Annotated in this window: 14 protein-coding genes and 1 pseudogene; 4 read left to right on the top strand and 11 right to left on the bottom strand. The window is 44.0% G+C overall.

What is annotated here, in order from left to right:
• Nucleotides 1-85 precede the first annotated feature (85 nt).
• From FSC11_RS11865 to ppx, 5 genes are read right to left on the bottom strand one after another with little or no spacing between them, the layout of a single operon-like run.
• Nucleotides 86-655, bottom strand: a complete 570-nt coding sequence (locus tag FSC11_RS11865; protein WP_004889875.1) for a YggT family protein — start codon at nucleotides 653-655, stop codon at nucleotides 86-88.
• A 33-nt stretch (nucleotides 656-688) separates the two neighbouring features.
• Complete coding sequence (gene proC / locus FSC11_RS11870) at nucleotides 689-1,519, bottom strand: pyrroline-5-carboxylate reductase (RefSeq protein WP_163167081.1); 831 nt, start codon at nucleotides 1,517-1,519, stop codon at nucleotides 689-691.
• Between the two features lie 2 nt (nucleotides 1,520-1,521).
• Nucleotides 1,522-2,895 (bottom strand): tRNA lysidine(34) synthetase TilS, encoded by a 1,374-nt coding sequence (gene tilS, locus FSC11_RS11875; RefSeq protein ID WP_163167083.1) that lies wholly within the window; start codon nucleotides 2,893-2,895, stop codon nucleotides 1,522-1,524.
• Nucleotides 2,832-3,656, bottom strand: a complete 825-nt coding sequence (locus FSC11_RS11880) for an acetyl-CoA carboxylase carboxyltransferase subunit alpha (RefSeq protein WP_004812992.1) — start codon at nucleotides 3,654-3,656, stop codon at nucleotides 2,832-2,834. The genes tilS and FSC11_RS11880 overlap by 64 nt, the downstream gene beginning before the upstream one ends.
• Before the next feature lie 30 nt (nucleotides 3,657-3,686).
• Nucleotides 3,687-5,207 carry an exopolyphosphatase gene (gene ppx / locus FSC11_RS11885; RefSeq protein ID WP_005221026.1) on the bottom strand — a complete coding sequence of 507 codons (1,521 nt, stop codon included), beginning with the start codon at nucleotides 5,205-5,207 and terminating at the stop codon, nucleotides 3,687-3,689.
• A gap of 264 nt (nucleotides 5,208-5,471) precedes the next feature.
• Here ppx and trxA point away from each other — a divergent pair, with 264 nt between their 5' ends.
• From trxA to FSC11_RS11900, 3 genes are all read left to right on the top strand, one after another.
• A complete protein-coding gene (gene trxA, locus FSC11_RS11890; protein ID WP_004812997.1) occupies nucleotides 5,472-5,798 on the top strand; it encodes a thioredoxin in 327 nt (108 codons plus the stop codon).
• A gap of 328 nt (nucleotides 5,799-6,126) precedes the next feature.
• On the top strand, nucleotides 6,127-7,395 hold the full coding sequence (gene rho, locus FSC11_RS11895) for a transcription termination factor Rho (RefSeq protein WP_004812998.1): 1,269 nt from the start codon (nucleotides 6,127-6,129) through the stop codon (nucleotides 7,393-7,395).
• A 412-nt stretch (nucleotides 7,396-7,807) separates the two neighbouring features.
• Nucleotides 7,808-8,095, top strand: a complete 288-nt coding sequence (locus tag FSC11_RS11900; RefSeq protein ID WP_004813000.1) for a hypothetical protein — start codon at nucleotides 7,808-7,810, stop codon at nucleotides 8,093-8,095.
• Nucleotides 8,096-8,199: 104 nt separating this feature from the next.
• On the opposite strand, the gene FSC11_RS11905 is transcribed toward FSC11_RS11900, so the two are convergent.
• The 3 genes from FSC11_RS11905 to pheS all read right to left on the bottom strand — a co-directional run bounded on the left by FSC11_RS11905 (nucleotide 8,200) and on the right by pheS (nucleotide 11,992).
• The gene (locus tag FSC11_RS11905) at nucleotides 8,200-8,496 is read right to left on the bottom strand and encodes an integration host factor subunit alpha (RefSeq protein ID WP_004813003.1); all 297 of its coding nucleotides are present in this window, start codon (nucleotides 8,494-8,496) and stop codon (nucleotides 8,200-8,202) included.
• Nucleotides 8,493-10,874 carry a phenylalanine--tRNA ligase subunit beta gene (pheT, locus tag FSC11_RS11910; RefSeq protein WP_163167085.1) on the bottom strand — a complete coding sequence of 794 codons (2,382 nt, stop codon included), beginning with the start codon at nucleotides 10,872-10,874 and terminating at the stop codon, nucleotides 8,493-8,495. The genes FSC11_RS11905 and pheT overlap by 4 nt, the downstream gene beginning before the upstream one ends.
• A 137-nt stretch (nucleotides 10,875-11,011) precedes the next feature.
• Nucleotides 11,012-11,992: a phenylalanine--tRNA ligase subunit alpha gene (pheS, locus tag FSC11_RS11915; RefSeq protein ID WP_004813006.1), complete on the bottom strand. Its 981-nt coding sequence runs from the start codon at nucleotides 11,990-11,992 to the stop codon at nucleotides 11,012-11,014.
• Between the two features lie 160 nt (nucleotides 11,993-12,152).
• Here pheS and FSC11_RS11920 point away from each other — a divergent pair, with 160 nt between their 5' ends.
• Nucleotides 12,153-13,175, top strand: a complete 1,023-nt coding sequence (locus FSC11_RS11920; RefSeq protein WP_163167087.1) for a hypothetical protein — start codon at nucleotides 12,153-12,155, stop codon at nucleotides 13,173-13,175.
• Here FSC11_RS11920 and FSC11_RS11925 read toward each other — a convergent pair.
• The 3 genes and pseudogenes from FSC11_RS11925 to rpmI form a co-directional block, all read right to left on the bottom strand.
• Nucleotides 13,172-13,749, bottom strand: a pseudogene (locus FSC11_RS11925) (P-loop NTPase family protein). The gene FSC11_RS11920 and the pseudogene FSC11_RS11925 overlap by 4 nt on opposite strands.
• Nucleotides 13,750-13,826: 77 nt before the next feature.
• On the bottom strand, nucleotides 13,827-14,186 hold the full coding sequence (gene rplT / locus FSC11_RS11930; RefSeq protein WP_004647525.1) for a 50S ribosomal protein L20: 360 nt from the start codon (nucleotides 14,184-14,186) through the stop codon (nucleotides 13,827-13,829).
• Between the two features lie 11 nt (nucleotides 14,187-14,197).
• Nucleotides 14,198-14,392: a 50S ribosomal protein L35 gene (gene rpmI, locus FSC11_RS11935; RefSeq protein WP_004278281.1), complete on the bottom strand. Its 195-nt coding sequence runs from the start codon at nucleotides 14,390-14,392 to the stop codon at nucleotides 14,198-14,200.
• Nucleotides 14,393-14,394: the final 2 nt, after the last annotated feature.

The following is a 14,394-nucleotide window of genomic DNA, read 5'->3' on the forward strand; positions in this document are numbered from 1 at the left end:
GAGTGTATGGAAAGGTAAAACCCCTTTTGAAATTCATAACAAATAAAAAAGGACGCTTACGCATCCTTTTTTATATTCTTAAATCTTAGAAACCAGTCAACAACACCATGGCCACTTCACGCATGATCAGATCAACCACCATCAGTGCCAGAATCGCCAGAATTGGAGACAGGTCGATCATCCCGATATTCGGCATGATACGACGGAATGGTGCCAATAATGGCTCTGCCAGTTCCTGAACCACTTCAATATAAGGTGAACGGGATTGAGTAAACATCACCACCCAGCTCAAGATGATGGTCGCGAAAATCAGATAACGACAGAAACGGATCAGGTCCTGAATCATGGTCACAAAAGTCAGTATTAACAGATGAATTGGACCATTTGGCATACCACCAGAAAGATACATCATGCCAAAAATTTTCAGCAAATACAGCACCACTAATAATGCCAGCGCGGCAGTATTTACCCGACCCTTCGCCAGAGTTGGCAGAATACGACTAAACACATCTACAATCTTGGTGGCCTTTACAGTTGAAAGTACCACCGGATTGTAAGGACTCACCGAAGCCAACTGCATTAAAAAGCGGAAGAATACGAGCAAAATTGCGACGTTAATGATAATGCCAAAAATTAGCGCAGAATTTGCACCCATACCTGAAGGTTCCTAAATATTAAATTTGAAAATTTACTTACTGCTGTCGCTAAGCTCTTGAGCGAGCTCCTGACTGCGTTTTGCAGCAGCAGCCAGAGCTGCCTGAATGTTTTGAGAAATCTGGGCCTGATCAAAGACTTCTAGTGCAGCCTGAGTCGTGCCATTCGGTGAAGTCACATTTTTACGTAATTCAGCTGGTGTATTTGCACTGGTAATTGCCATTTGCGCTGCACCCAGTGCAGTTTGCAAGGTCAATGCAGTTGCAACTTTCTCATCTAGCCCCAGGTTCACACCTGCACGGATCATGCTTTCCATCATATAGAAGAAATAAGCCGGACCTGAGCCAGAAACCGCCGTTACAGCATCAATTTGCGCTTCAGAGTTTACCCAAATTGTCAGGCCAGTTGAAGCTAAAACCTGACTCGCCAGCTCACGGTCTGCTGTACTCATGTCTGCATTGGCGAATAAACCATGCGCGCCAGTCTGTACTAATGCTGGTGTATTTGGCATCACACGAACAATACGATCGGTACCAAGTAAGCTAGACAAAGTCGCAATTTCAGCACCTGCTACAATGGAAATAACCAATTTACCGTCCAACAAACCTTGCAGCGGTTTAAGCACATCCGCTAGCACCTGTGGCTTCACCGCAAATAGCACAATATCGGCATGTTTGATTGCAGCAATATTATCATGAGTAACATTCACTTCTTTTTCAGCAAGCAGTAGACGCACTTTTTCGACTGGATCAGAAACTGTAATACGGGTTGCCGGCAAACCACGTGCAATCAAGCCACCAATTAAGGCTTGAGCCATGTTACCACCACCAATGAAACTGATATTACAATTTAAAGCTGCACTCATTTTTAATGCTCGTCTTTGTGTTCTGAAATTGAAGAGACTGAAATTGGCTGCCACCCCTCCACCTCACAATAGGCAGATTCAGCCAACCAAAATCCTTTGGGCGTAAACACGCCTAGCATAACATCATCTATGCTTAATATTTGAATTGTATGCCGCATCCATGGAAATATTTGCGCATCCTGAATGGCTTTTTTCAGTGGCCAAGAACCGACACGTCCACATAAATGAATCTTTTCGCCACCTTGGCGCTGTGTCAGTTTCAAGTGCTGATTCAATAAATCCAATGATAAACCGATTACCGCAGACTGAATCTGAAACTGTCCTGAAGGCAAATCAATACGATCCTGAAGTCTGAAAATCATCTGCTGTTCGCCAGAAAATGGCTGTTGACCTGCCAGATAAATTTCTTTACTGAGCTTATAGACCAGCTGCTGATAACGCACATAATAAAAACCTTGCCAATGCAAAGCCGCCTGGGCATCTGCACGTACATGAATGACTTCACGTTGCAAGCGCTGTACCATATCCAGTGTAGGCCGATACTGTCCTCCCCCTTTCATCCAGTTAGATAGCAGCTGGCGCTGGCGTGCTAAAGACAGTTCAGAAAATTTAGATAAGTCTAAAATATTATCTTGGATACAAACGTCTGTATCTTGTCGCAACACATCCTGCAAGATTTCCTGAGCATCCTGCATCAGATCCGTGGTTCGAGCTAAAGCTGCCTGCATTTTTGGGAAGCGCTCACTTAATAGCGGCCACAAAATCTGACGTGCCCAGGCACGATCATAATCATTATTCTGATTGCTCGGATCTTCAATATTCTGAATATTCAGGTCAGCGGCCCATTGGCAAATCTGCTCACGAGAAATATCCAAAAGTGGACGCCAGATGGTTAAATCTTCTCGTATATCTACCCGCTTCATGGCAGACAGACCATCGACTCCGGCCCCAGATAGTAAACGCAGCATCAGTGTTTCTGCCTGGTCCTGCTGATGATGCGCAAGAACTAGAATTTCATTGGGCTGTAGATGCTTCAGATAGGCCTGATAACGTGCTTCCCGGGCCTGATTTTCCAGATTACCTTGTGCCACAATAACTGGCTGGACAATACAGGGGATACTCAGCTTTTGGCATTCATGCTGAACAAATCTGCCCCATTCAGCGCTACCACTTTGCAGCTGATGATCGACATAAATCCCACGGATTTTTTCCGGGCACAAAAAAAACATCAGATGCAGTAACAGCATGGAATCCACGCCGCCACTGCATCCGATGAGAAATTTTGTTTCTGCAGGAAAGTCCTGCAGCTGTTTTAAGAAACCAGACCTAAATTGTCGCTGCCAAACTTCATTAAACGCTGGTAACGTGCTTCGCATCGTGCCTCGGCTTCCATCGGTTGCAGTTCATTCAGCGCTTCTTTCAGTACTGCTTTCAGGTCTTGCATTACCTGATCAGGATTTAAATGAGCGCCTTCACCTTCATCTACTACATATTCCACAATACCCATATGCTGCAATTTTTCCGCAGTCAGTGCCAGTGCTTCACTGGCTTGTTCAGCTTTGTCCGCAGTTTTCCACAGGATCGATGCACAGCCTTCTGGTGAAATCACAGAATAGATACTATGAGATAGCATCACCACACGGTCTGCCACCCCAATCCCCAGTGCACCACCAGAACCACCTTCACCCAGTACAGTCGCAATCACAGGTACTTTCAGGTTAGACAACTGTGCCAGACTTGTAGCAATCGCTTCAGCCTGACCACGCTCTTCTGCGCCTACGCCTGGATAAGCGCCCATCGTGTCAATAAAGGTAAATACAGGCAGATTAAAACGCTCTGCCATATCGAGCAGGCGTTGTGCCTTACGGTAACCTTCAGGATTCGCCATCCCGAAGTTATGCTGTAATTTTTCACGGGTACTACGGCCACGGTGCTGGCCAACAATCATCACAGGCTGACCGTCAAAACGCGCCAGACCACCAATCATTGCACCATCATCACCATAGAGACGGTCACCATGTAAAGCATCAAATTCAGTGAATATTTCACCCACGTAGTCCAGGAATTGTGGACGTTCAGGATGACGTGCAATTTGCACGGTCTTCCATGCTTTTGATGGAGTCGCTTTATTTTTCATAGGTTAACCGTTTTCATCCCTATAAAGGTGTTAATCAACAAATTGTTCAGACTGAATTGCGAGATCAATTTCCCAATTCCTAAACTGCACCTGTTCATCATGCAGTTCAGCCACCAGTAAAGGCCATTGTCGGGCATCACCGGCTACGCTGAGTTGCCATTGTTGCGCATTCTTCACCTTCAGTTCAATGGCAGGAAGCATCTCATCGCTACGACTGTGATTGACCAAAACCGCCAGACGAAGCAGTAAACACAGGTACAAAAGTCGAGAACCACCGACTTTGTTGACATCTATCCTGGCATCAGCGCGCAATTTACGACGATGATGTGCGACCAAATGTGACAGATGATTCTGGTCAACTTGCGAGAAACCGGCAATGTCCGAGTGCTGTAACAAATAAGCCCCATGACGATGATAACCACTATGACTGATCGCCAGACCAATTTCATGCAGATAAGCTGCACGACGTAACAGATCACTGTCTTCGCTATTTAAAGCTAAAGGTTGTTTCACATCATCAAACAGTTTTTGCGCGGTTTTTACCACACGTTCTGCCTGTTTGGTATCGGCATTATAACGCCCCATCAAGGCATGCACAGAACGGTCACGGATATCCTCGTGCTGGAAACGCCCGAGTAGGTCATACATCACGCCTTCACGTAATGCCCCGTCAGAATAGGTCAGGTAATCAATATTCAGAACATCAAAAACAGCATACAGAATGGCAATTCCTGCTGGCAACACCGCACGGCGGTCTTCTTTAAGGCCTTCAAACTCCATGTCCGTGACATGTTTATATTTGAGCAATTTATCTTTGATTTTTTCCAGGCCTTCACGCGTCAACTCCTCGCGCTCGTTACTCCAGCCCATATTGACACAGATCTGGCGGCAGGCTTTGATGGTGCCACTCGAACCGACCACAGCATCCCAGCCTGCTGCTTTATAGGTATTGGCAATACCGGAAATTTCTTTACGTGCCGCCGTAACGGCTTTATCAAAGGCCTTTTGATTAATATCGCCATCTTCAAAATAAGCTTTGGTAAAGGCAACACAACCCATCTGCACGGATTCGGTATGAATCGGTTCAAATTCCTCACCAATAATCAGTTCAGTTGAACCGCCACCAATATCTACTACCAGACGACGGCCACTATTGGCCATGGTATGTGATACACCTAAATAGATCAGACGGGCTTCTTCTCGACCTGCAATAATTTCGATGGGTTTCGGTAAAATTTCTGCTGCCTTTTGAATAAATTCATGGCCATTTTTTGCCTGACGCAAGGCATTAGTCGCCACGATACGTAAACGGTTGGGCTGAACCGAACCCAAACGCCCCACAAAGCGTGCCAGACAGGCTAGACCACGTTGCTGCGCAGCTTCAGTCAAATTCTTATTTTCGTCCAGGCCTGCTGCAAGCTGAACTTTTTCTGACATTGATGCCACTTTTTTGACTTCGCCGTGGTCCACTCGAGCAATGGCCAAATGAAAGCTGTTTGATCCCATATCGATGGCGGCAAGTAATTCTTCATCAATCAAAAAGTCAGACATTCCAGAAATAAACCTTTAACGAATTGTGCTTAGAGTAATTCACAACCATGCAATTTAAAAGCCATTTGTATCGACAATTTAATCCCTTTTAGTTTTTTCTTTCTATGTGACAATTGTGTTACACGATTATCTCTATCGTGATCATCCATTAGACAAATTGACAATATAGGTTGAAAATTTGCATATTCCCCTACATTGTTAAAGAAGGCTATGTAATACTAAGAATTATAGCCATCTTTAAAAAATTATTTTCTGGAGCACTCCATGTCTGGCAACATCGTAAATACTACTGACGCAAACTTCGAAGCAGACGTTCTTCAATCAGACGTTCCTGTATTGGTTGACTTCTGGGCTGGCTGGTGTGCGCCATGTAAAGCAATTGCTCCTGTACTGGAAGTACTTGCTGACGAATACCAAGGTAAAGTAAAAATCGTAAAAGTTGATGTGACTTCTTGCGAAGCCACTGCAGTGAACTATAGCATTCGTAATATCCCAGCTTTATTGATGTTCAAAAATGGTGAAGTGGTTGCGACTCAAGTTGGTGCAGCACCTAAATCTAAATTAACAGCGTTCATTGAAGAAAACATTTAATCAACGCTGTTTTAAAGATAAAAATACGTGATCAGATATCGCGTATTTTTTTCGCCCAGAATAAATTGACAAACGCCTGTTTCTCTCTTATATTGCTCATTCAAGAGATCAGGAATACTAAATCCTGTCAATTTCTTACAAGACACAATACATAAGATGCCGCTCGGCAATAGAAATTGTTTTTTCACATTTCTCTTTGAAACAATCAAACAAACCTCTGAATTGTTCTTGTGCAAATTCAATTGCTGTCGTTTGAATGCTTGTATGCGGCCGAATGTTACTCCCTTTCTAACCTGTACCTCAGAACTTTGATTCTATCCGACCACCTATGAATTTAACCGAACTCAAGAAAAAACCGATTGGCGAACTCATCAAGATTGCCGAGTTTATGGGCCTAGAAGGCATGGCCCGTAACCGCAAGCAAGACATTATTTTTGCCATCTTAAAGCGCCATGCGATGAATGGTGAAGAGATTTTTGGTGATGGCGTTTTGGAAATTCTGTCAGATGGTTTTGGCTTCTTACGCTCTGCGGCAGGCTCTTATCTGGCAGGTCCCGATGACATCTATGTCAGCCCTTCCCAGATCCGTCGTTTTAACCTTCGTACAGGCGATACTATTACTGGTACCATTCGCCCACCGAAAGAAGGTGAACGTTATTTTGCACTTCTAAAAGTGAACCAGATTAACTACGACACACCTGAGAACTCTCGCAACAAGATTCTGTTTGAAAACTTAACCCCATTATTCCCAACTGAGCAATTGGTCATGGAATTGGGTAATGGTACCACTGAAGATTTGACAGCTCGTGTAGTCGATCTGGTTGCCCCAATCGGTAAAGGTCAGCGTTCTATTATCGTTGCACCCCCGAAAGCCGGTAAAACCATGTTGCTGCAAAACATTGCACAGTCAATTGTTCGTAACAACCCTGAATGTTTCCTGATTGTACTGCTGATTGACGAACGTCCTGAAGAAGTAACGGAAATGGAACGTACGGTTCGTGGTGAAGTTATCGCTTCAACCTTTGATGAATCTCCGGCGCGTCACGTACAAGTGGCTGAAATGGTAATTGAAAAAGCCAAACGTCTGGTTGAACATAAAAAAGACGTAGTGATTCTGCTTGACTCAATTACCCGTCTGGCACGTGCGTACAACACTGTAATTCCTTCATCTGGTAAGGTATTGACAGGGGGTGTGGATGCACATGCACTTGAACGTCCAAAACGTTTCTTCGGTGCGGCTCGTAATATCGAAGAAGGCGGTTCACTGACCATTATTTCTACTGCATTGATTGAAACCGGCAGTAAAATGGATGAAGTGATCTACGAAGAATTCAAAGGTACAGGTAACCAGGAAATCACGCTTGATCGTCGCATTGCTGAGAAACGTGTATTCCCTGCAATGAACATCAAGAAATCGGGTACCCGTCGTGAAGAACGTCTGATGTCAGAAGATAATCTGCGTAAAGTCTGGATTCTGCGTAAGCTTTTGCATACCCAGGACGAACTGGCGGCAATGGAATTCCTGCTTGATCGCATGAAAGAAACCAAGACCAATGATGACTTCTTCGATCAGATGAAGCGCAAGGCATCTAACTAAGTCCTCAAAAATTATAGAAAGGTCATCTAAAACGATGACCTTTTTTATTTGGGTTGACATTGATTACACAAAGAAACAAAGTCCATGATGATTTGTAAACTTATTTGCAAGTTTATGATTAATAAAATAATGGTAAGAAAAATTGTATAAGTTTTAGAGGTTTAAATCGCCTTTACCCCATATAAGTCTTTCCTTTAATTGTTATTTTCTGTTAAAAAAACCATGAATTTCATGCGTTTTTTGCACTTTTTTGAACTTGCCCTGTAGCAATTAAAAATGCGCAGTGATAGCATATTTGCAGACCAGTTAGACTGCTCCTGCGTTGTTAGTACCTAACAAAATTAGGAATAATAAAAGCACATAACAGGCTAACGTCGGTTTTTTTTAATCTCAATTTTTAGAGAGTGATGCCATGTTATTCAAAAAAATCGCTATTGCTGCTGCAGTTGCTACTACTTTAGCTTTCGTTGGTTGTGCTAAAAAAACTGAAGATGCTGCTGCTGACGCTAACCAAGCTGCATCTGAAGCTGTAGAAGCTGCATCTGAAGCTGAAGCTGCTGCTGACGCTGCTGCTGTAGAAGCTACTTCTGAAGTTGCTGCTTCTGACGCTGCTGCTGTTGCTGAAGCTGACGCTGCTGCTGCAGTTGCTACTGACGCTGCTGCTGACGCTACTGCTGCTTCTGAAGCTGCTGCTCAATAATCTAACGATTATTCAGTACGAAAAAGAGAGCCATTGGCTCTCTTTTTTTATGCCTATAAAAATCGAAATTTCTACCGGCAATCTCTATCAAGAAAAAAAGCAGATCAATTGACCTGCTCAGTTCCCACACGCTGACGGAACTTCTGCCCCGCACGGAAGGTTACGACCCGGCGTGCAGAAATCGGAATTTCTTCACCAGTCTTCGGATTACGGCCTGGACGTTGACGCTTGTCACGCAACTCAAAATTACCGAAACCTGATAGTTTGACTTGCTCACCCGAGATTAGCGCCTGGCTAATCTCATCAAAGAACAATTCGACCATTTGTTTTGCTTCACGACGGTTTAAACTCGTGAGCTCACTTAAATGATCAGCCATCTCTGCTTTAGTTAGTGCTGTCATGAAGCCCTCAATGTCGCTTGATAAGTGTTTTCTAACACTTGCAGGATATTATCCATGCCTGATTTAATTTCAGCATCTTCCAGGGTGCGGGTTGGATGCTGCCAGAGAAGAGCAAATGCTAGAGAACGCTTGCCTTCTTCTACCCCTTGTCCAGTGTACACATCGAACAACCAGGTTGACTCCAGGAGCTCACCACCAGTCTTTTCGATAAGTCTCTGAATTTCGCTAACATTAATCTTATCACTAATTAAAAGCGCAATATCACGTCGAACCGACGGAAAACGTGATAATTCTGTAAAATTAGATACATAAGTTTGCAAAACGGCTTTTTGATCGAGTTCAGCGACCCAAGTGGTTGCTAAATCCAGCTCATCTTCAAGTGATGGATGTAAACGACCTAAATAACCAATCGACTGACCATTAACCATAATTTCAGCAGATTGACCAGGATGCAACCATGCACGCTCTGAACGAACATATTCAACATTCAGACGAGCTGCTGCCAGAATTTCTTCCACATCACCTTTAAAGTCAAAGAAATCCATTGGCTGTGGCTTACCATGCCATGATTCATTGATACGTGAACCAGTCGCAATCAGGGCGAAAGTTGGAATCTGTTTCAGGTCATGAATCGATGCAGCATCCTGATAATCAAAACGCAGACCCAGCTCAAAGAAACGTACGCGGTTTTGCTGACGATTGACGTTATATTGCACACATGGAATCAAACTTGATAACAGGGTTGAACGCATTACCGCTAAATCACTTGAAATCGGGTTTGCCAATGCTAATGGATTTACTGCAGGGTTGAGCTGTTTTTCCAGTTTCAAGTCAGCAAAGCTAAAACTGATCGCTTCTTGATAACCCAAAGTCACCGCAGTCTGACGAAGCTGAGCCACTTCGAACTGATCCTGGTATTTTGCAAGTTTGACATCAATCACAGGCAAACTGATTTGAATATTGTCATAACCATGAATACGTGCAACTTCTTCGATCAAGTCCTGGTAGATTGCCATATCATAACGGTGTGACGGTGGTACCACAGACCATTGACCTTCTGCTTTCACAGTCACTTCACAGCCCAAACGCGTTAACGCATCGGTAATGAAGTCTGATTCAACTTTATAACCCAGAAGTTGATCTACTTGTGCCTGTTCAAGTTCAATTGCTTCACGTCTAGGCAATACTGCTGGATTTTCTGCAACTGTAATTGGACCAAACTCACCGCCTGCAAGTTCAGCAATCAGCTGAGACGCACGGTGCATTGCCATCACTGGCAATTCAAAGTCCACACCACGCTCATAACGCTGAGAAGCATCCGTATGTAAACCGAAGCTACGCGCACGACCTGCAATGTGTAAAGGTGCAAAGAATGCAGACTCCAGGAAGATCTCAGTGGTTGCATCCGTTACAGATGAAGACAGACCACCCATGATGCCTGCAATCGCCAATGCTTTTTCATCATCTGCAATCACCATCACTTTTTCATTCAGTTCAACTTCCTGTTCATTTAACAGCACCAGCTTTTCACCGGCTGTTGCTTGACGAACGTGAACTGCACCTTGAACCTTGCCACCATCAAATGCGTGTAACGGTTGACCCAGCTCGATCAATACATAGTTGGTAATGTCGACCAAAATGCTGTGCTGACGGATACCCGAACGAGCAAGCGCACGTTCCATCCATTCAGGGGTTGGCGCTTTGGTGTTGACGTTTTTGATCACACGACCTAAGTAACGTGGACAGCCTTCAGTCGACACCACCACTTTCTTTTCATCAGCAATGGTTGCAGCCACTTCTTGAATTTCTGGCGCAGTCACTGGCAATTGGTTAATCACACCAATTTCACGTGCAATACCACGAATGCTGAAACAGTCACCACGGTTTGGCGTAATGCTGATGTCAATCACGTTGTCATCTAAGTCTAAATATTCACGAATGTTGACACCCACAGGTGCATCGTTTGGTAATTCTAAAAGACCATCAATTTTGTCTTCTAAATCAATTTCAGACGCACCACACAGCATACCTTGGGATTCGATCCCACGAAGTTTGCCCTTCTTGATTTTGAAATCGCCCGGCAAAACCGCGCCAATGGTAGCAACTGGCGCTTTCATACCTGCACGTACGTTTGGCGCACCGCACACGATTTGGAGTGGTTCACCTGAACCGATATTCACGGTAGTTACACGTAAACGGTCTGCATCTGGGTGCTGTTCAACAGTCAGAACTTCACCAACCACTACACCTGTAAATGGTTTTGCGGCAGGAGATAAATCATCGACTTCTAGACCTAACATGGTCAATTGATTAGAAAGTTTCTCGCTGTCGATGGCTGGGTTAACCCATGTGCGTAGCCAATTTTCGCTAATTTTCATTGATATAAAACCTGTAATTCAAATCTCTAGAATCCCCCCTAACTCCCCCTTTAAGAAAGGCGGAGAACCCCCACTGATTTCGTGGAGTCCCTCTCCTTTTAAAAAGGAGAGGTTAGGAGAGGATTTAATAAAAAGTTTTAAGCAAACTGGCGTAAGAAACGCACATCGTTTTGGTAGAACATACGCAAGTCGTTAATGCCATAACGCAACATTGCAAAACGCTCAACGCCTAGACCAAATGCAAAGCCTTTGTATTTGTCAGGATCAATACCAGCAGAACGTAATACATTCGGATGCACCATACCGCAACCCAGAACTTCCAACCATTTGCCACGCTCATCCATAATATCCACTTCTGCACTTGGCTCTGTGAATGGGAAATAAGATGGACGGAAACGTACTTTTAAGTCTTTTTCAAAGAATTCGTTGAGCAGATTGACCAGCAAACCTTTCAATTCAGCGAAGCTGGTATTTTCAGCAACGTATAAACCTTCGATCTGATGGAACATTGGTGAGTGGGTTTGATCCGAGTCACAACGGTATACACGACCTGGACACACGATACGGATTGGTGGTTGTTGCGTTTCCATAGTACGAATCTGCACACCAGAGGTATGCGTACGCAGCAAATGGTTTACATCAAAATAGAACGTGTCGTGCATGGCACGTGCAGGGTGATGGCCTGGAATATTTAAGGCTTCAAAGTTGTGATAGTCATCTTCAACTTCCGGGCCAGTTGCCACTGTAAAACCTGCTTTGGTAAAGAACTGGCAGATACGTTCCTGTACTTGGGTCACTGGGTGGATACTGCCCACCTGCTGGCCACGACCGGGTAATGTAATATCAATAGTTTCGCTGGCAAGCTTCTGCTCCAGCGCAGCTTTATGCAGTTCTGCCTGACGTGCTGTCAGTGCAGCTGTAATCGCTTCACGCACAGCATGGATTTTTGCACCGAATTCTTTACGTTGTTCCGGATCCATTTTACCCAGCGACTTAGATTGTTCCGCGAGCTGGCTTTTTTTCCCCGTAAATTGCACTCGTACTTGATCAAGTGCAGCAAGGTCTTGAGCTGCTGCAATCGCAGCGAGCGCTTCAGTGGTCAGGGCTTCCAGTGACATAGTAACTCTCAAAGCAACAGGTTAGAAATATTTTTAAAAAACCCCGTATTCTAACAGTTTTTAGGCACGTTGATGAAGATGGCATGTAATGAAAATTAGATTGGCAGATGTAAAAATAAAAAGTATAAAATAAACATGATATCAATTAGATCAAATCATTATGGCAATCGATCAAATTTGGAAACAGCAACTTACTTTAGTAACTTATGGAAATGAGTACCTGTCTCAGGACTTAAGTTTCAATCGCTGGCTTCAGCATTCCATCTTTAATCAGCATCAGTTTGCCTTTCGTGATCTGATTTCACAGCATCTTTTAGCGCAGCATTTTCAAGTCTGGCTGGAAGGCTTGAAAAAACAGGGCGTACAACGTCTAAGTCTGCACCGCTCCACCCTGCTTGAAGATGAGCAGAATCCCAATGTAAATGTTGAGCTGCTGCCATTTGAATATTTCATTGTCAGTCATGAAGCCCAGAAAAAAAATGCCTGGATTATTGGCAAGGAATTACCAGAATGGTATACCGCAGACAATGATTATGAAGCGCCTATTACACAGCGATCTTCTCTACGTCATGAGACCTTCTGGCAATATGAACTCAACAGCAAACTGGCCCGACGTGTACTGGCAGATCTGGAACAGCCAAACTGGGACGATATTCAAGTCTTTATGGATCATGAATTATTTGATACCAGATTTGCGCAAGGTTTTGTTCAACCTGCTCAGCTTGGACAACCTTATTATGGGGTGTCTTCTACTGCGGATACAGCTATCGGTAATAGACTGGCATTATTGCCAACCGATTATACAGCTGACTTTGCCCATGACATGCTGTACCGTCTGGATGCGCTGGAAGAACTAATCGAAGCTAAAATCCAGCATCCTTATCATGAAAACGGTGAAGTGCTGACACCGGACCAACAGCTTGACCTACGCCATTTTGCGCAGAAAATCGACGATCTGAAAGCGAAGTTTATTGTCAAAATCGCGAATCACTACAAGACTGCAAAACTGAGTCCAAAAATCAGCGCTGATCCATTTGCAGGAATGACTACCGACGAACATGTGACCAAACCATCTAAAGCACATAAGCCTCACGATGCTGCCAAATCCAATTCACGTAACGTTATTACCCTGATTATTATTACGGTAATTATCTGTTTGATTGGTTATTATTTTGGACTTTAATGCTGTGCCAGAAAAGCGTCAATTTCTTGGGGCGATCTTAATCTGATCCAGTGGATATGCTGATATTCAGGCGCATGCATCAACTTTAAATAATGCTGACGATTTTCTGGTGGGTTTTAATCATCCACCAGATGATGGAATCACGACTCAACATCTGGCTGAAACTTTCTGTATTATTCGAGTTTGGCCAAAGCGGTTGTTTGCTAATTGCCCGCTGTATGGCTCTTTTTATGGAACGATATAGATTGAGATGGAACGGTAAATCAATCCAGATCACACTGTCGATCTCAGCCCATTTGACGGGAATACTGCGGGTATAATTACCATCAATCACATAGCCATCTTTGGCCTGATCGATGGCTGCTTGAATTTTATCAAAGAACTCTCGATCCGCAGTTTCCTGCCAGTTATCCAGCCAGAATAAATTATCCAGCTCGATATAACTGAGGCCTAATTTTGTCGCTAAAGCGCGAGCAAAAGTAGATTTTCCCGAAGCAGAGGTGCCGACCACATTTATTCTACGAAAACCTCGTACTTTATCTTTCTCATTCATCAGCACTAAGTCATTTGTCATATTTTAAATAGCTTATACTTTTTCATCAGACAAAAAAAAGACCGCTAAAAGCGATCTTTTTTCTAAGTCATAAAGACTTATGCAGCCAATGCATCTTTAGCTTTAGAAGCTAGAGCTGCAAACGCAACTGCGTCATGCATAGCGATGTCAGCAAGTACGCGACGGTCGATAATCACTTGAGCTTTTTTCAAGCCAGCGATCATACGGCTGTACGACAAACCATTTTGACGAGCACCAGCGTTGATACGCGCAATCCATAGAGCACGGAATTGACGTTTCTTCTGACGACGGTCACGGTAAGCATATTGACCAGCTTTGATTACCGCCTGGAACGCTACGCGGTAAACGCGTGAACGAGCACCATAGTAACCTTTAGCGCGAGCAAGAATTTTTTTGTGACGGCGATGAGCCTGTACACCACGTTTTACACGAGCCATTTATAATCTCCTTAGATGTACGGGCACATACGACGAACTGAAGCAACGTCACTTACGTGAACCATTACACAGCCGCGCAATTGACGAATACGCTTAGCAGATTTTTTGGTCAAAATGTGGCGTTTGAACGCTTGTTTACGCTTAAAACCGTTAGCAGTCGCTTTGAAGCGTTTAGCTGCACCACGGCGAGTTTTCATCTTAGGCATAA

The sequence above is a fragment of the Acinetobacter schindleri genome (assembly GCF_010918895.1).
GTDB classification, from domain to species: Bacteria; Pseudomonadota; Gammaproteobacteria; order Pseudomonadales; family Moraxellaceae; genus Acinetobacter; species Acinetobacter schindleri.